Origin of the sequence: Yersinia frederiksenii ATCC 33641, assembly GCF_000754805.1 — a bacterium.
Lineage (GTDB): Bacteria > Pseudomonadota > Gammaproteobacteria > Enterobacterales > Enterobacteriaceae > Yersinia > Yersinia frederiksenii.
Window position 1 is genome coordinate 1,536,253 of sequence record NZ_KN150731.1, and the last position, 17,572, is coordinate 1,553,824.

The following is a 17,572-nucleotide window of genomic DNA, read 5'->3' on the forward strand; positions in this document are numbered from 1 at the left end:
ACATTATTCCATTGCTGACACTGATATAGCAAGATGACTTTACCTACCTACGTAAAGATTCTTTTACTGTTTTCGCAGTGTTGGCGGCTATCGTTGTCTTATTAAACAATAAATGCACGCAAACGTTATCTTTAAATAGCTAGATTCACAGTTAAGCACATAAAAAGGGGTGGCGCTAATTCCTCGGTGTATTTAGAATCGCGCCCCATGAAAACGAATAATCCAGCAGTACAATTAATCACCATTTCTGCCGACGAAGCGGGTCAGCGGATCGATAACTTTTTGCTCACTAAATTGAAAGGTGTGCCAAAGAGTATGATCTACCGAATCGTTCGTAAAGGTGAGGTCCGTGTTAATAAAGGGCGCATTAAGCCAGAATATAAACTGCTTGATGGTGATGTGGTGCGGGTACCACCGGTACGAGTTGCTGAGCGCGAAGAGATTCAGGTATCAGCTAAACTTGATAAAGTTGCCGCACTGGCCGATTGCATTTTATTTGAAGATGACTATCTGTTAGTACTGAACAAACCTTCAGGCACGGCAGTGCATGGTGGCAGCGGTTTGAGTTTTGGTGTCATTGAAGCATTGCGGGCACTGCGTCCTGAGGCGCGCTTTCTGGAATTGGTTCACCGCCTTGACCGTGATACCTCCGGTGTTCTCCTGGTCGCCAAAAAACGCTCGGCATTACGCTCGTTGCATGAGCAGTTGCGTTTGAAAGGAATGCAGAAAGACTATTTAGCGTTAGTGCGTGGTCAATGGCAATCTCATTGCAAAGCTGTACAGGCACCGTTGCTTAAAAATATTATGCAGAGTGGCGAGCGTATGGTGAAAGTCAGCAGCGAAGGCAAGCCATCAGAAACGCGCTTTAAAATAGAAGAGCGTTTTGAACATGCCACTTTGGTCAAGGCCAGCCCAATTACTGGCCGGACACACCAAATTCGTGTTCATGCATTGCATGCCGGGCACCCGATTGCATTTGATGATCGTTACGGCGACCGTGAATTTGATCAGCAATTGCAAGGGACAGGCTTACACCGTTTGTTCCTGCATGCGGCGGCTTTGCGTTTTGAACACCCAAATACTGGTGAGACCATGCGCATTGAAGCACCATTAGATAATCAGTTGCGCCATTGCCTGTCGGTATTACGTAAAAAAGCCGCAGTTTAAACACAGTTATTTTACCAGCAATGGATTCACCCCTTGCTCAATCAACATTTGGGTGAGGGCGATTAATGGCAGGCCGATGAGTGTATTGGGATCACGGCCTGATAATTTATCAAATAATGCAATACCCAAACCCTCACTTTTAAAACTGCCCGCACAATTCCACGGTTGTTCCCGAACTAAATAGCCCTCTATTTCTGCTTTGCTTAAAGAGCGGAAATAAACATCAAATGTCTCGCAAAGACAATTATGACTCTCTGTTGCTGTATTTAGCAGTGCCAGCCCAGTATAAAAAGTGACGCATTGGCCGCTGGCTTGTTCTAATTGTTTGACTGCATTTTCATGGTTGTGCGGTTTTCCGACGATATTTCCGTTAATAACACAGACTTGATCAGAGCCAATAATTAAATGTTGCGGATAACGTGCTGCTAGCGCTTTGGCTTTTGCCAGCGCTAACCGTTGCACCAACTCACTGGCTGTTTCGGTGGGTAATGGGGTCTCATCAGCTTCTGGTGCATCAGTAATAAAGGGTAATTGCAGCTTTTCCAGTAGTGCGCGGCGATAAGATGAGGTAGAGGCAAGAACCAGTTGTGGCATAATATTTTCCATAAATCGTAGCGTAATTTAATCAGGCATTTTAAACTGTCTTCCGCTTCGGAAGCGAATATTGGTGAAAGGTGCGGTAAAAAGGCCTTTTTCTTTGACTCTCTGTCGTTACAAAGTTAATATGCGCGCCCTATGCAAAAGGTAAAATTACCCCTGACCATTGATGCGGTTCGTACCGCTCAGAAACGTTTAGATTACGCAGGTATCTATTCACCTGAGCAGGTTACACGTGTAGCCGACTCAGTGGTAAGTGTGGACAGCGATGTCGTGGCCTCATTATCGTTTAATATCGATAATCAGCGCCTGGCGGTTATTACAGGTCATGCAGACGTCGATGTAACGTTGATGTGTCAGCGCTGTGGTAACACGTTTGCACACCATGTTCATACAACGTATTGTTTTAGCCCGATCGTCAATGATGAGCAGGCTGAAGCATTACCGGAAGCGTACGAGCCGATCGAAGTCGACGAATTTGGCGAAGTTGATCTGCTGGCAATGATTGAAGACGAAATTATTCTTTCACTGCCTGTCGTTCCGGTACATGATTCTGAACACTGTGAAGTGTCCGAGGCGGACATGGTATTTGGCAAACTGCCTGAAGAGGCGGAGAAACCTAATCCATTTGCCGTATTAGCCAGTTTAAAGAAAGTAATTAAGGAGTAAGGTCAATGGCCGTACAACAGAACAAACCAACTCGTTCCAAACGTGGCATGCGCCGTTCACACGATGCGCTGACCACTGCCACTCTGTCTGTGGACAAAACTTCCGGTGAAACTCACCTGCGTCACCACATCACAGCCGACGGTTTCTACCGCGGCCGCAAGGTTATCGGCTGAGTAGTACTTGCTAATCTTTAGCAAGGCGATACCTTGACTTGTCTAACCCTAGCGTTAGATGCAATGGGTGGGGACTTCGGTCCCTGCGTCACAGTGCCTGCTTCATTGCAGGCACTGGCCTCTAATCCACAGCTTAAACTCCTGCTGGTCGGGAACCCCGACACCATCACTCCGTTACTTGTTAATGCCGATCCTTTGTTGCTGGAAAGGTTACAGGTAATCCCCGCTGAGCATGTTATTGCCAGCGATGCTAAACCCTCGCAAGCTATCCGTGCCAGCCGTGGTACTTCCATGCGTATAGCATTGGAACTGGTTAAAAACGGCGATGCCGAAGCTTGCGTGAGTGCAGGGAATACTGGGGCACTGATGGGGTTGGCGAAGATGACTATCAAGCCATTGGATGGGATAGAGCGCCCGGCGTTGATGACCGTTATACCCAATCAACAGCGTAGTAAGACTGTGGTGCTGGATTTAGGGGCCAACGTTGAATGTGATAGCACGATGCTAGTGCAATTTGCTGTCATGGGTTCGGTGATGGCAGAAGAAGTTGTCGGGATAGTAAACCCCCGTGTTGCTTTACTGAATATCGGTGAAGAGGAAACCAAGGGGCTAGATAATATCCGCGAAGCCGCCGCAGTATTAAAAAATACACCGGCGATCAACTATATTGGTTACCTGGAAGGCAATGATCTGCTGACAGGGAAGACTGATGTAATGGTTTGTGACGGCTTCGTGGGTAACGTCACTCTAAAGACCATGGAAGGTGTGATAAGAATGTTCTTGTCACTGCTCAAATCATCGGGCGATGGCGGTAAACAGTCCTGGTGGCTTAAGCTCATTGGGCGTTGGCTGCAAAAACGCGTGGCAAAGCGGTTCGGTCATTTGAACCCCGACCAGTATAATGGCGCATGTCTGTTAGGATTACGGGGCATCGTAATCAAGAGCCACGGCGCGGCGAATCAACGAGCATTTGCCGTCGCAATCGAACAGGCTGTGCAGGCGGTGCAGCGGCAAGTCCCACAGCGGATTGCCGCGCGCCTTGAAGCGGTATTACCCAAGAGTGACTGATCGTACATGTATACTAAGATTCTCGGTACGGGGAGTTATCTGCCCGTACAAGTGCGCAGTAATGCTGATTTAGAAAAAATGGTGGATACCTCAGACGAGTGGATTGTGACTCGGACAGGTATTCGTGAGCGGCGTATTGCTGGTTTGGATGAAACAGTCGCAACCATGGGTTTCCATGCAGCTGAAAAAGCGCTGGAGATGGCCGGTATTGATAAGGACGATATCGGACTGATTATCGTTGCTACCACCTCCTCAAGTCATGCTTTCCCAAGCTCGGCTTGTCAGGTGCAGCAAATGCTGGGCATTAAAGATTCGGCCTCTTTTGATTTAGCGGCAGCCTGTGCGGGTTTTACCTATGCACTGAGTGTGGCTGATCAGTACGTCAAAAGTGGTGCGGTGAAATATGCCATCGTTATTGGTTCAGATGTGTTGTCTCGTGCACTGAATCCTGAAGACCGTGGCACGATTATCCTGTTTGGTGATGGCGCGGGTGCTGTTGTATTAGGCGCATCTGAAGAACAAGGTATTATTTCGACCCATTTGCATGCTGATGGTCGTTATGGTGATTTGCTGGCGTTACCGTATCAGGATCGCCAACAACAAGACCAACCCGCCTATGTCACGATGGCAGGGAATGAAGTCTTTAAAGTTGCGGTGACGGAACTTGCCCACATTGTGGATGAGACCTTGCAGGCCAATAACCTGGATCGTTCAGCGCTGGATTGGCTGGTACCGCATCAGGCTAACCTGCGTATCATCAGCGCAACGGCTAAAAAATTAGGCATGGGGATGGATAAAGTGGTGATCACTCTTGATCGTCATGGCAACACCTCTGCGGCATCTGTACCTGCTGCGCTCGACGAAGCGGTAAGAGATGGGCGTATTCAACGTGGGCAGTTAGTGCTGCTAGAAGCGTTTGGCGGCGGCTTTACCTGGGGCTCTGCGCTGGTTCGTTTTTGATTTAACAGAAAGTCTTTTGATTTAACAGGAAAGCAAAATGTCAAAATTTGCAATGGTATTTCCAGGCCAGGGCTCTCAATCCCTTGGCATGCTGGCTGATTTGGCCGCACAATTTCCGATAGTTGAAGAGACCTTCAGTGAAGCCTCATCAGTTCTGGGCTACTCACTCTGGCAGTTGGTGCAACAAGGCCCAGCTGAAGAATTGAACAAAACGTGGCAGACACAGCCAGCATTGCTGACAGCCTCAGTTGCTATCTGGCGTGTGTGGCAACATCAGGGTGGCAAATTGCCAGCGATGATGGCAGGCCACAGTCTGGGGGAATATTCAGCGCTGGTTTGTGCTGGCGTTCTGGATTTCAAGCAGGCAGTTCGTTTGGTTGAATTACGTGGCAAGCTGATGCAGGAAGCGGTACCGGAAGGTACTGGCGCAATGTACGCGATTATTGGTTTAGATAACGATGCCATTGCTAAAGCTTGTGCCGAGTCAGCACAAGGGCAGGTTGTCTCGCCAGTAAACTTTAACTCACCGGGTCAGGTTGTCATTGCGGGTAATAAAGATGCGGTAGAACGTGCGGGTGCTGCTTGTAAAGCCGCCGGTGCGAAACGTGCATTACCGCTGCCAGTGAGTGTGCCATCTCATTGTGCGTTGATGAAACCCGCTGCGGACAAATTGGCCATTGCACTGGAAGAGATCGAATTCCAGGCGCCCTTGTTCCCTGTTATTAACAACGTAGATGTGAAAATTGAAGTGTCACCAGAAGCTATCCGTAGCGCGCTGGTGCGTCAATTATATAATCCGGTACGTTGGACTGAGAGTGTTGAATGTATTGCAGCAGAAGGTGTTGAGCTGCTGTTAGAAGTTGGGCCGGGTAAAGTCTTGACTGGCTTGACCAAGCGTATCGTTGATACTTTAGCTGCAGCACCGGTAAACGATGTTGCTACGCTGACCAGCGCGCTTGAAAACTAAGAAAGAGGATAACATGAGCTTCGAAGGAAAAGTTGCGCTGGTAACCGGCGCTAGTCGCGGTATTGGCCGTGCGATTGCAGAATTATTGGCTGAACGTGGTGCCCGTGTTATTGGTACGGCGACCAGTGAAAAGGGCGCAGAAGCCATTAGCGCCTACCTGGGCGAGCATGGCAAAGGTTTAATGCTGAATGTCGTAGATCCCGCGTCAATCGAGTCAGTTCTGGCAACGATTCGTGCGGAATTTGGAGAAGTCGACATTTTAGTGAATAATGCAGGTATTACGCGTGATAACCTGCTGATGCGTATGAAGGATGAAGAGTGGCAGGATATTATTGACACCGATCTGACTTCCGTATTCCGTCTGTCAAAAGCGGTAATGCGCGCTATGATGAAAAAGCGGTTTGGGCGTATCATCACCATCGGGTCTGTGGTTGGGACAATGGGCAATGCGGGGCAGGTTAACTACGCGGCAGCTAAAGCGGGTCTGATCGGTTTTAGCAAGTCTTTGGCGCGTGAGGTTGCTTCACGTGGCATTACTGTCAACGTTGTGGCACCTGGCTTTATTGAGACAGACATGACGACGGCGTTGACAGATGATCAACGCGCAGGCATTTTAGCCCAAGTACCAGCTAACCGGCTTGGGCAAGCAAAAGAAATCGCCAGCGCTGTTGCATTTTTAGCCTCTGACGAGGCCAGCTACATCTCTGGTGAAACGTTACATGTCAATGGCGGCATGTATATGATTTAAAAATCACGAAAGTATTTGCGTTATTTGAGGTAAAAACCGCAAAATAGCGTAAAATCGTGGTTTGACCAGCCGAGATTTAGTTGCATCTTTTTCAACATTTTATACACTACGAAAACCATCGCGAAAGCGAGTTTTGATAGGAAATTTAAGAGTATGAGCACTATCGAAGAACGCGTTAAGAAAATCATCGTTGAACAACTGGGTGTTAAAGAAGACGAAGTGAAGAACAGCGCTTCTTTCGTTGAAGATCTTGGCGCGGATTCTCTGGACACCGTTGAGCTGGTAATGGCTCTGGAAGAAGAGTTTGATACTGAGATTCCAGACGAAGAAGCAGAGAAAATCACTACTGTTCAGGCAGCTATTGATTTTATCAACGCTAACCAGCAGTAAGCGAACATGCTTTAAATTTAGATAGTTAGGCGGTCACTCGACCGCCTAAGTTTTTTTTGTCCTAAGTGTTATTTTCCCTCCTTGGAGGACAACCGTGTCTAAGCGTCGAGTTGTTGTGACTGGACTGGGCATGTTGTCTCCTGTCGGTAATACAGTCGAATCCACATGGAAAGCTGTTCTTGCCGGGCAGAGTGGCATCAGCCTGATCGACCATTTCGATACTAGTGCCTATGCAACGCGATTTGCTGGCTTAGTAAAAGATTTTAATTGTGAAGATTACATTTCGCGTAAAGATGCACGCAAAATGGATGCCTTCATACAGTACGGTGTCGCAGCTGGCATGCAAGCCATGCAAGATTCCGGGCTTGAAGTAACAGAAGCCAATGCTTCACGTATCGGTGCCGCGATTGGTTCTGGTATTGGTGGCTTGGGTCTGATTGAAGAAAACCACACCTCGCTGGTGAACGGTGGGCCACGTAAAATCAGCCCATTCTTCGTGCCTTCAACCATTGTTAATATGATTGCCGGCCACTTGACCATTATGTATGGTCTGCGTGGGCCAAGCATCTCCATTGCGACAGCCTGTACTTCTGGTGTGCACAACATCGGTCACGCAGCTCGTATCATTGCTTACAATGATGCTGATGTTATGGTGGCAGGTGGGGCTGAAAAAGCCAGTACACCACTCGGTGTTGGTGGCTTTGGCGCTGCTCGAGCATTATCAACTCGCAACGATAACCCACAGGCAGCAAGTCGCCCATGGGATAAAGACCGTGACGGTTTCGTGCTGGGTGATGGTGCAGGCATGATGGTGCTAGAAGAGTACGAACACGCGAAGCAACGTGGCGCGAAAATCTATGCGGAAGTTGTTGGGTTTGGTATGAGCAGTGATGCATATCATATGACCTCGCCACCGGAAGACGGTTCTGGCGCAGCTCTGGCAATGGTGAATGCTTTACGTGATGCGGGTGTGAGCACGTCTCAAATCGGCTATATCAATGCCCACGGTACATCAACTCCTGCTGGCGATAAAGCCGAAACGCAGGCGGTTAAGTCTGTATTTGGTGAAGATGCCTATAAAGTGATGGTCAGTTCCACCAAATCCATGACTGGGCACTTGTTAGGTGCGGCAGGTGCAGTTGAGTCTATCTTTACTGTGTTAGCTTTGCGTGATCAGGCCATTCCGCCAACCATTAACCTGGATAACCCAGATGAAGGTTGTGATTTGGACTTTGTTCCGCATGATGCTCGTCAGGTAAAAGATATGGAGTACACCCTGTGTAACTCCTTCGGCTTCGGCGGCACTAACGGTTCTTTGGTTTTCCGTAAGGTATAACCTTAGCTGTTAAGCGCCAACGGCTAAAAGGCCCGGTTTTCCGGGTCTTTTATTAAGTCCACCACGCGTTCTTCAAACATCCCGCCATAAAAATTGTCTTAAAATAGCTATTGGCTTAAATCTGATACTGTACCCATTCCATTTAAAGAGAATCTGAATGTTCTGGATTAATGGTGTTGAACAAAGTTTGATTTCAGCTTCAGACCGCTCTGTGCAGTTTGGTGACGGCTGTTTTACTACCGCAAGAGTCTCTCACGGCCGAGTCGTGTGGCTTGATAAACACATATTGCGCTTACAGCAGGCCACTGAGCGGCTACTGATGCCCACTGTCAATTGGAATGCATTGACTAAGGAAATGGTTGAGGCAGCAAATCACACTGAAGACGGAGTGCTAAAGGTCATTATCAGCCGGGGAACCGGCGGACGGGGCTACAGTGGCGCAGCATGTCAGCATCCGACCAGAATTATTTCCCTCAGTGATTATCCGGTTCAATACGATAGCTGGCGAGAACGAGGCATCGTATTAGCACTCAGCCCTATCCCTTTAGCGCGTAGCCCTTTATTGGCTGGCATTAAGCATTTGAATCGGCTAGAGCAAGTGTTAATTCGTGCGCATCTTGAACACTCAGAGGCTGATGAGGCGCTGGTACTTGACACTGAAGGCCTGCTGGTGGAATGCTGTGCGGCTAATTTATTCTGGCGCAAAGGTGATGAAGTTTTTACCCCGGACCTGCGTCAATCAGGTGTTGATGGCATTATGCGCCAGAGAATTATTGCGTGTCTGGCGGCTGTTGGCAGGCCCGTGGCGATTGTCGCGCAGCCTCCTGCGGTGCTGGTAGATGCCGATGAAGTTATCCTGTGCAATGCACTGATGCCGATACTGCCAGTGAGTCGCAGCCATGAGAAGGTGTATCACTCGCGGCAACTGTTTGATTTTCTCAGTCAGCATTGCTGTGATGTCTGAGTCATGGTTTACAAAAGTTCTGACTCTTTGTGTTTATGACTACCTTTAATTTGAAGATGGCCGCCCGATGAAAATAAAAAGCACCAGAGCACTCATCCTGTTTGTTGTGATCGGTTTGGGATTACTGCTGTTGGGTTACCAAAGAGTGCAAGACTTTGCCGACCAGCCACTGGCTATTCAGCAAGAGACCCTATTCAAGCTCCCTGCGGGGACTGGCCGGGTTGGATTAGAGAATTTACTGCAACGTGACCATCTGATTAAGAATACCCGTTGGTTCCCATGGTTACTGCGCATTGAGCCAGAATTGGCCAATTTTAAAGCAGGAACATACCGCTTTCCCCCCGGAATGACTGTGCGCGGCATGTTAGAACTGCTCGCCAGCGGCAAGGAAGCACAATTTACGGTGCGCTTTGTGGAAGGTAAGCGGCTGCGTGATTGGCTGGATGAATTACAGCAATCAAAGTATATAAAACATGTATTGGCAGGTAAGAGCGATGCGGAAATCGCAATCTTGCTGGGCTTGAAAGACACTGAACATCCTGAAGGTTGGCTCTACCCGGATACCTACTCCTATACTGCCGGCACCACTGACTTGGCATTACTCAAACGTGCTCATGTGAAGATGGAAAAAACGGTCGATGAAATTTGGCAAGGGCGTGATAAATCGTTGCCTTATAAAACACCGGGTGAATTGGTCACCATGGCGTCAATTATCGAAAAGGAGACGGCGGTCAATGAAGAAAGAACCAAGGTCGCGTCGGTATTTATCAACCGCTTGCGTATTGGTATGCGCCTACAAACTGATCCGACGGTAATTTATGGTATGGGTGATAAGTATAATGGCAACATTAGCCGTAAAGACTTAGATACTCCGACGCCTTATAATACCTATACCATTTCCGGTTTGCCGCCAACGCCGATCGCCATGCCGGGCCTGGCATCGTTAACCGCTGCCGCTCATCCGGCTAAAACGGCTTATCTCTACTTTGTGGCAGACGGTAAGGGTGGTCACACTTTCACTACCAATTTAGCCAGCCATAACCAAGCGGTTCGGGTTTATCGTCAATCGCTAAAGGATAAAAATGAACAGTAAATTTATCGTTATTGAAGGGCTTGAAGGGGCAGGGAAAACCACCGCCAGAGACACCGTGGTTGCCACGCTACGTGCCCAGGGGATTAACGATATTGTCTTTACCCGCGAGCCGGGGGGGACTCCGCTGGCAGAAAAACTGCGTGATTTGATTAAGCAAGGTATCGACGGTGAGGTTCTGACTGATAAAGCCGAAGTGTTAATGCTGTATGCCGCCAGGGTGCAATTGGTTGAAAATGTTATCAAACCTGCACTGGCCCGTGGCAGTTGGGTGGTTGGTGATCGCCATGATTTATCATCACAGGCCTATCAGGGCGGAGGCCGTGGGATTGATAGCAAGCTGATGACATCATTGCGCGACACGGTATTAGGCGAGTTTCGCCCCGATTTGACACTGTATTTGGATCTACCTCCGGTCGTCGGTCTGGCGCGTGCGCGTGCGCGTGGCGAATTAGACCGTATTGAACAAGAGTCATTGGCCTTTTTTGAGCGTGCGCGCGCGCGTTATCTTGAGTTGGCCACCGTAGATTCCAGCATCAAAACTATCGATGCTTCCCAACCTATTGAACAGGTAAGTGAATCTATCAGTCAGGTGCTTAAGCAGTGGTTAGTCAACCGGGAAACGGCGTAATGAAATGGTACCCATGGCTTACCGCACCTTACCGTCAGTGGGTAGGGCAGCAGATTGCCGGGCGTGGTCATCATGCATTATTGCTGCACTCTTTGCCCGGAAATGGCGAGGAAGCACTGATTTATGGCATTAGTCGCTGGTTGATGTGCCAACAACGGCAAGGCGAGAAAAGCTGTGGTGAATGCCATAGCTGCCGCCTGATGTTGGCAGGCAATCACCCAGATTGGTATGTACTGACGCCAGATAAAGGCAAAAGCAGTATTGGTGTTGAGCTGGTGCGCCAACAGATTGAAAAACTCTATTCTCATGCCCAGCAGGGTGGCGCAAAAGTGGTGTGGCTGCCTCATGCTGAGTTACTGACCGATGCGGCGGCGAATGCCTTGCTGAAAACGTTAGAAGAGCCGCCTGAGAAAACCTATTTCCTGCTGGATTGCCATCAACCTGCCAGTTTGTTGGCTACGCTACGCAGCCGCTGTTTCTATTGGCACTTGGCCTGCCCGGATACGACACTCAGTTTGCAATGGCTCAATCGGCAAATTCAGGCTGAACCGGTCTCGATGCTGGCCGCGCTGAAATTGAGTGAAGGCGCGCCGCTGGCGGCAGAGCGTTTGCTCCAACCTGAACGTTGGACTATCAGGATCACCTTGTGTGGCGCGCTGGGCAGTGCCCTGAACCACTCAGATTTACTGTCGTTGCTACCACAGCTTAATCATGACGACGCTCCTGAGCGCATTCAATGGCTCTCTTCGTTAGTGCTTGATGCGCTGAAATGGCAACAGGGCGCGGGTGAGTTCGCGGTCAATCAGGACCAATTACCATTGGTGCAGCAATTGGCACAAGCCGCTACGACGCCAGTATTACTTCAGTCAGCGAAGCAATTGAGCCATTGCCGTCATCAATTATTAACGGTGGTGGGTGTTAATCGTGAATTATTGCTCACCGAGCTACTGCTCAACTGGGAAACTGCCCTGACGACGGGTGCCTATTCCACCTCATCTTCATTAAATACCTAGAAAACTTGGATTATTATGTTGTTAGTAGATTCTCATTGCCACCTTGATAGCCTTGATTACCAGACGTTGCACCGCAGTGTCGATGATGTATTAGCCAAAGCGAAGGCGCGTGATGTTGGTTTTGTCCTCGCGGTTGCCACCACATTACCCGGTTTTTCGGCTATGACATCGCTGATCGGCGAACGAAAAAATGTCGCTTTCTCATGTGGTGTTCATCCTTTGAACCTTGATGGTGGCTATGATTTTCAGCAACTTGCCACTCTGGCCGCGGCAGATAATGTGGTTGCGATGGGCGAAACCGGGCTGGATTACTTCTATCAGCAAGATAATATTCCACTGCAACAAGCCTCTTTTCGCGAGCATATTCGTATTGGCCGCCAATTAAATAAACCGGTCATTGTGCATACGCGTGATGCTCGTGAAGACACATTGGCTATTTTGCGTGAGGAACAGGCTCAGGAGTGCGGCGGGGTTTTACACTGCTTTACAGAAGACAAAGCGACGGCTGCAACCTTGTTGGACCTGGGTTTTTACATCTCCTTCTCAGGGATCCTCACTTTCCGCAATGCAGAACAACTGCGAGATGTTGCTCGCTACGTGCCACTGGACAGGTTGTTAGTTGAGACAGATTCGCCGTATCTGGCGCCTGTTCCTCATCGTGGCAAAGAGAACCAACCGGCCTATGTTCGTGATGTTGCAGAGTATATGGCGGTACTGAAAGGTGTGAGTCTTGAATCCTTGGCTCAAGCCACCACAGAGAACTTTTGCCGGTTGTTTCATCTGGAAGCGTCGTTGCTCTCCACTGATATGCCCCAACTTCCTTAATAATACTTTTTTTTAAGCTCGTAATTAATCACCGAAACGAGTAATGTTCTCACCCGATTTATTGGGTGAGGGCAGGGGATATTGACGTTTTTTTACAAAAAATGCGCGATTTTAATCAGATTAGGCGCTTTCTTGAAAGAAACGTGACTGCCATCAAACATTAAGCAGGCTATTTATTTTACTCTTCGTAAAAATTAAAGGGGTGCTTTAGACACCCTTATTCGCAAAGGCTTACTCCCCCCTTTGTAACGCCAATAAACGCGAGAAAAAGCAGAAAAAGCACTATTACTCAGGAGCTCACTCACTATGTTTAAGAACGCATTTGCAAACCTGCAAAAGGTAGGTAAATCGCTAATGCTACCGGTATCCGTTTTACCCATCGCAGGTATTCTGCTGGGTGTCGGTTCCGCGAATTTTAGCTGGCTACCCACGGTAGTCTCTCACGTAATGGCAGAAGCGGGCGGTTCCGTTTTTGCTAACATGGCATTAATCTTTGCTATTGGCGTTGCACTTGGCTTTACCAATAACGACGGTGTTTCCGCGTTAGCGGCAGTTGTTGCTTACGGTATCATGGTGAAAACCATGGCTGTTGTCGCACCGCTGGTCTTGCATCTGCCAGCAGAAGAAATTGCTGCCAAGCATTTAGCTGATACCGGGGTACTGGGCGGGATTATTGCGGGTGCAATAGCCGCTTACATGTTTAACCGCTTCTACCGTATTCAGTTACCTGAATATCTGGGCTTCTTTGCGGGTAAACGTTTCGTTCCGATTATCTCTGGTTTCACCGCGATCTTCGTGGGCGTGATCTTGTCCTTCGTGTGGCCACCTATTGGCACAGCGATCCAGACATTCTCTCAATGGGCTGCTTATCAGAACTCCGTTGTTGCCTTTGGTATCTACGGCGTTGTTGAACGTGCGTTAGTACCATTCGGTCTGCACCATATCTGGAACGTACCATTCCAAATGCAAATTGGTGAATACACCAACGCAGCGGGTCAGGTATTCCACGGTGACATTCCTCGTTATATGGCGGGCGACCCAACTGCGGGTAAACTGTCTGGCGGCTTCCTGTTCAAAATGTACGGCTTACCAGCAGCTGCAATTGCAATCTGGCATTCTGCTAAACCGGAAAACCGGGCGAAAGTCGGCGGGATCATGATCTCTGCGGCTCTGACCTCATTCTTGACTGGTATTACCGAGCCAATCGAATTCTCCTTCATGTTCGTGGCGCCAATCTTGTATGTTATCCATGCAATTCTGGCCGGTCTGGCATTCCCAATCTGTATCCTGCTTGGGATGCGTGACGGCACCAGCTTCTCCCACGGCTTGATTGACTTCGTCGTACTGAGTGGCAACAGTAGCCGTATCTGGCTGTTCCCTCTAGTGGGTATCTGCTACGGTCTGGTGTACTACACTATCTTCCGTGTGCTGATTGCCAAACTGGATCTGAAAACACCTGGCCGTGAAGACAATGCGACTGAGCAAACGGTACAGGGCGGCACAGAAATGTCAGCTGCACTGGTTGCAGCGTTCGGTGGTAAAGAGAACATCACTAACCTGGATGCTTGTATCACCCGTCTGCGCGTTAGCGTGGCGGATGTATCCAAGGTTGACCAGGCGGGTCTGAAGAAATTGGGTGCTGCGGGCGTTGTGGTTGCAGGCTCTGGCGTTCAAGCCATCTTCGGGACTAAATCTGATAACCTGAAAACAGATATGGACGAGTATATTCGTAACCATTAATTCAGGTATGGGGAGTGCAAAAGGGAGGCGAAAGCCTCCCTTTTTTTGTGCTCAGAAAATTATTCTGGCTCTAGCCAGGTGGTTTGGAAATCAAACCAGCCGAGATTATTGAGGTGGGCACCTTGGGCTTGATCGGGCGCTTTTAGCCGCATCCAATGGTGGAATAGCGGCTGCAACCAACCACTGGCGATAATTTCTCTGATTAATTGTTCGGCATTGAGGGATTGATTACGCCAATCATGGAGATAGGTTTGTAAACGGATTTCATCACCGCCAGTGATGGATTGGCGCAACAGTGGTGAGCCCAATAACCAGGTTGCGACATTCCACTCTTCAGGAATGGCAAAGTTCACCGTCCCCAACCACAAATCGACATTGGCATCACCCTTAGCCCAAGTGGCGTAATCAAGCTCAGAGGCTTCCAGCCGAATGCCTTGTGCCGCCAGAATATGAGCCATCTCAGTAACTAGCATTGAGTATTCAGGATGTTGGGCATGATAAGCCAGTGTCAGTACCGGCATGTCATCTGGTTCCCGCTCTGTGTGGGTGGGGAAAGGCGAGCATTTTTCTCCTGAATCAATGCCGTGAAACCATGTGGGTAAAACGCTACTGGCAGGAACCCAGAAAGGGCGAATAGGGGCAATCAGGCGTTGAATGAGATTATAAGGATTGAGTATTTCTCGTAGCCAGCGGCGCTGTTCAATGCAGTGCCAGTAGGGTGAATGGCTATTGCACAGCAAAAAATATCCACCTCGTTCCAGGAACATCTCTTGGGTTGAGTCGGACGGTTTTCCCGTCAGACCTGCAGCGAAACCAGAAACATAATCAATATCGCTGATACTGGAGCTCAACCAGGTCGCACTTTGGATATTTGCGATACTCAATTGCTCTGATAACCCCACAGGGGCATCCGTGGTTGGATGTTCTTGTGGGCGCGCCAGATCAGGGAAAATAAGCACCTCTACTTCATCCAATAGCCCACGAAAGCCAAAATAGTGGTCAAAAGATTTCATCTGCAAATGCCAAGCGTCATTTTCTGCCACCCGATAAGGGCCGGTTCCCACGGGGTGGGAGGCAAAATCGGGTTGTGCCGCATGATCGGCTGGCAAAATCAGCGCGCTGTGGTGGGCTAGCAGCAAGGGAAGGTAAGGGTCTGGTTGGCTAAGTTCGATGACGACGCCTAACTGCCCATGCTGGCTGATGTGTTGAATATGTGAGAACAGTGGCAGCTTGGCGCAACGGGTTAAGGAGCTGACAACATCATGGCTGGAAAGCTCTCGGCCATCATGAAATTGCACTGCTGGGCGTAAATAAAAGCGCCAGTGTAGCGGGTCCAGCATCCGCCAGCGGTGTGCTAAATCCGTTGTTACCTCGCCAGTTTCCTCATCTATCCGTGTTAATCCATTGAAAATTTGCCGGACGAGGTGCAACTCAGAACGGCGCAGTGGCGTGCCGGGGTAAAGGTTCGGTATGGTGCGGTAGTAGGGGATTCGTAGCGCTTGATAGTCATCATGTACCCGGTATCCCAGTTTGGCCCGTAACAGTGGGGTGATAAGCTGCTTATCTTCCCCAAGCAGTGCAATGGCTTCATTGAAATCACCAGCATCCAGTAACTGTTCCGCTTTTTCAATCAATAGCTGATGGGTATTCCGCAATAGTTGTAAGTGTGACCGACGACCACGGCCCGCTTCTGCCTGCCAGATTAGCCAGCCCGCTTGTTGCATCTGAACCAATAAAGTCCGCATGTGGCGCTTAGTACAGCTGAGTTTATCAGCAAGTTCTTGCAGGGTAATATCAACTGCGAGCACACCAACCAGATTCAATAATCGTAAATATTGTTGTTCAAGGCGTCGGCTGGTCATAAAAGAGGAACTCAGTTAGTGAAAAGTCAGCAGTTTTTAATATCATCTTTTTAGCCGATAATTTTCACCACAGCAAGCATAATTATTTAAGGTGAAATGATGACCCGATACTTAAACAAAGACACCAAAGTGTGTATCTCTCTGGCGGCCAGACCCAGCAATTTTGGTACTCGTTTTCATAACTTTTTATACGATGCCCTCGATCTCGACTATCTGTATAAAGCCTTTACCACCACGGACTTGGCGGCGGCAATTGCTGGGGTGCGGGCGCTAGGTTTTCGTGGTTGTGCCATTTCAATGCCATTCAAAGAGGTAGTGATCCCTATGGTGGATGAGATGGACCCATCAGCCGCTGCAATCAATTCAGTTAATACCTTGGTAAATACTGATGGATATCTGAAGGCCTATAACACCGACTACATGGCTATCGCGAAATTACTGCAGACTTATCAAGTTTCGCCTGAGAAGGTTTTTGCTTTGCGAGGCAGTGGTGGAATGGCGAAAGCAGTGGCTTTTGCGCTAAAAAATGCCGGTTTTACGCAGGGTTTTATTATTGCAACCAATGAAAAAACAGGTAAACAGTTAGCTGAACAATCTGGCTACACTTATCAACCCGATATGCAGGGCATTCAGGCTGATATGCTGATCAATGCCACCCCGGTGGGTATGGCGGGGGGTCAGGATGCGGATAAAATGGCTTTTACTGAAGCTGAGGTTAATCACGCCGAGGTTATTTTTGAGGTGGTGGCACTGCCTGCTATCACGCCGCTGATAAGTTATGCTAAAGCGCAAGAGAAAACCGTGATTACCGGGGCTGAAGTCTTTGCTATTCAGGCAGTTGAGCAATTTGTGCTGTATACCGGCGTGCGCCCGGATCAGGCTTTGTTTGAAAAAGCAGCGGCTTATGCCCGTGGTTGATGATTGAGGTTGAAATCAATAGAAATTGTCGCTCATACTACGCATTCTCCATTTTTATAATGATCAAGGAAATGTGTTATGGCCGAAGAAACGATTTTCAGCAAAATTATCCGCCGTGAAATTCCTGCCGACGTGGTTTACCAGGATGAACTGGTGACCGCGTTTCGTGATATCGCCCCGCAGGCACCAACTCATATCTTAATCATTCCCAATATTCTTATTCCAACCGTGAATGACGTCACCGCAGAACACGAAGCAACATTGGGCCGAATGATCACCGTGGCTGCTAAACTTGCAAAGCAAGAAAGCATTGATGAAGATGGTTATCGCCTCATTATCAATTGCAACCGGCATGCTGGACAGGTGGTTTACCATATCCACATGCACTTAGTCGGTGGTCGTGATCTGGGTTCCTTGCTATCTCATAAATAATGACATTTAACTGAGGTAAGCC

19 protein-coding genes are annotated in these 17,572 nt (G+C 48.7%); 17 read left to right on the forward strand and 2 right to left on the reverse strand.

Features of this window, described 5'->3' with window-relative positions; translation table 11 throughout:
- The first annotated feature begins 207 nt into the window (after window positions 1–207).
- A complete protein-coding gene (gene rluC, locus DJ58_RS14910) occupies window positions 208–1,167 on the forward strand; it encodes a 23S rRNA pseudouridine(955/2504/2580) synthase RluC (protein WP_004709648.1) in 960 nt (319 codons plus the stop codon).
- Between the two features lie 6 nt (window positions 1,168–1,173).
- Here rluC and DJ58_RS14905 read toward each other — a convergent pair whose 3' ends face one another.
- On the reverse strand, window positions 1,174–1,761 hold the full coding sequence (locus DJ58_RS14905; protein ID WP_032911177.1) for a Maf family protein: 588 nt from the start codon (window positions 1,759–1,761) through the stop codon (window positions 1,174–1,176).
- 141 nt (window positions 1,762–1,902) lie between these two features.
- On the opposite strand from DJ58_RS14905, the gene yceD reads away from it, so the two are divergent.
- The 14 genes from yceD (at window position 1,903) to ptsG (ending at window position 14,338) form a co-directional block, all read left to right on the forward strand.
- Window positions 1,903–2,433 carry a 23S rRNA accumulation protein YceD gene (yceD, locus tag DJ58_RS14900; RefSeq protein WP_004709643.1) on the forward strand — a complete coding sequence of 177 codons (531 nt, stop codon included), beginning with the start codon at window positions 1,903–1,905 and terminating at the stop codon, window positions 2,431–2,433.
- Window positions 2,434–2,438: 5 nt separating this feature from the next.
- Window positions 2,439–2,606, forward strand: a complete 168-nt coding sequence (gene rpmF / locus DJ58_RS14895; protein ID WP_002210931.1) for a 50S ribosomal protein L32 — start codon at window positions 2,439–2,441, stop codon at window positions 2,604–2,606.
- A gap of 33 nt (window positions 2,607–2,639) precedes the next feature.
- The gene (gene plsX / locus DJ58_RS14890; protein WP_071985039.1) at window positions 2,640–3,674 is read left to right on the forward strand and encodes a phosphate acyltransferase PlsX; all 1,035 of its coding nucleotides are present in this window, start codon (window positions 2,640–2,642) and stop codon (window positions 3,672–3,674) included.
- Between the two features lie 6 nt (window positions 3,675–3,680).
- The gene (locus tag DJ58_RS14885; protein ID WP_032911172.1) at window positions 3,681–4,634 is read left to right on the forward strand and encodes a beta-ketoacyl-ACP synthase III; all 954 of its coding nucleotides are present in this window, start codon (window positions 3,681–3,683) and stop codon (window positions 4,632–4,634) included.
- Window positions 4,635–4,671: 37 nt separating this feature from the next.
- Complete coding sequence (gene fabD, locus DJ58_RS14880) at window positions 4,672–5,601, forward strand: ACP S-malonyltransferase (RefSeq protein WP_032911171.1); 930 nt, start codon at window positions 4,672–4,674, stop codon at window positions 5,599–5,601.
- A 13-nt stretch (window positions 5,602–5,614) separates the two neighbouring features.
- On the forward strand, window positions 5,615–6,349 hold the full coding sequence (fabG, locus tag DJ58_RS14875) for a 3-oxoacyl-ACP reductase FabG (RefSeq protein ID WP_004709627.1): 735 nt from the start codon (window positions 5,615–5,617) through the stop codon (window positions 6,347–6,349).
- 153 nt (window positions 6,350–6,502) lie between these two features.
- The gene (gene acpP, locus DJ58_RS14870) at window positions 6,503–6,739 is read left to right on the forward strand and encodes an acyl carrier protein (RefSeq protein WP_002220787.1); all 237 of its coding nucleotides are present in this window, start codon (window positions 6,503–6,505) and stop codon (window positions 6,737–6,739) included.
- 94 nt (window positions 6,740–6,833) lie between these two features.
- Complete coding sequence (fabF, locus tag DJ58_RS14865; protein WP_032911169.1) at window positions 6,834–8,075, forward strand: beta-ketoacyl-ACP synthase II; 1,242 nt, start codon at window positions 6,834–6,836, stop codon at window positions 8,073–8,075.
- Window positions 8,076–8,232: 157 nt separating this feature from the next.
- Entirely contained in the window at window positions 8,233–9,039 is an 807-nt protein-coding gene (gene pabC, locus DJ58_RS14860) for an aminodeoxychorismate lyase (protein ID WP_004709624.1), read from the forward strand.
- 67 nt (window positions 9,040–9,106) lie between these two features.
- Window positions 9,107–10,132 carry an endolytic transglycosylase MltG gene (mltG, locus tag DJ58_RS14855; protein WP_004709622.1) on the forward strand — a complete coding sequence of 342 codons (1,026 nt, stop codon included), beginning with the start codon at window positions 9,107–9,109 and terminating at the stop codon, window positions 10,130–10,132.
- On the forward strand, window positions 10,122–10,760 hold the full coding sequence (tmk, locus tag DJ58_RS14850; RefSeq protein ID WP_032911168.1) for a dTMP kinase: 639 nt from the start codon (window positions 10,122–10,124) through the stop codon (window positions 10,758–10,760). The genes mltG and tmk overlap by 11 nt, the downstream gene beginning before the upstream one ends.
- On the forward strand, window positions 10,760–11,773 hold the full coding sequence (holB, locus tag DJ58_RS14845) for a DNA polymerase III subunit delta' (protein ID WP_004709620.1): 1,014 nt from the start codon (window positions 10,760–10,762) through the stop codon (window positions 11,771–11,773). The genes tmk and holB overlap by 1 nt, the downstream gene beginning before the upstream one ends.
- 15 nt (window positions 11,774–11,788) lie before the next feature.
- Window positions 11,789–12,598 carry a metal-dependent hydrolase gene (locus DJ58_RS14840; protein WP_004709619.1) on the forward strand — a complete coding sequence of 270 codons (810 nt, stop codon included), beginning with the start codon at window positions 11,789–11,791 and terminating at the stop codon, window positions 12,596–12,598.
- Window positions 12,599–12,904: 306 nt separating this feature from the next.
- Complete coding sequence (ptsG, locus tag DJ58_RS14835) at window positions 12,905–14,338, forward strand: PTS glucose transporter subunit IIBC (RefSeq protein ID WP_004709618.1); 1,434 nt, start codon at window positions 12,905–12,907, stop codon at window positions 14,336–14,338.
- Between the two features lie 59 nt (window positions 14,339–14,397).
- On the opposite strand, the gene DJ58_RS14830 is transcribed toward ptsG, so the two are convergent.
- On the reverse strand, window positions 14,398–16,200 hold the full coding sequence (locus DJ58_RS14830; RefSeq protein ID WP_004709617.1) for an SgrR family transcriptional regulator: 1,803 nt from the start codon (window positions 16,198–16,200) through the stop codon (window positions 14,398–14,400).
- Between the two features lie 99 nt (window positions 16,201–16,299).
- On the opposite strand from DJ58_RS14830, the gene DJ58_RS14825 reads away from it, so the two are divergent.
- Window positions 16,300–17,118 carry a shikimate 5-dehydrogenase gene (locus DJ58_RS14825; protein WP_032911166.1) on the forward strand — a complete coding sequence of 273 codons (819 nt, stop codon included), beginning with the start codon at window positions 16,300–16,302 and terminating at the stop codon, window positions 17,116–17,118.
- 78 nt (window positions 17,119–17,196) lie between these two features.
- Window positions 17,197–17,550 (forward strand): purine nucleoside phosphoramidase, encoded by a 354-nt coding sequence (gene hinT, locus DJ58_RS14820; RefSeq protein ID WP_004709614.1) that lies wholly within the window; start codon window positions 17,197–17,199, stop codon window positions 17,548–17,550.
- Window positions 17,551–17,572 lie beyond the last annotated feature (22 nt).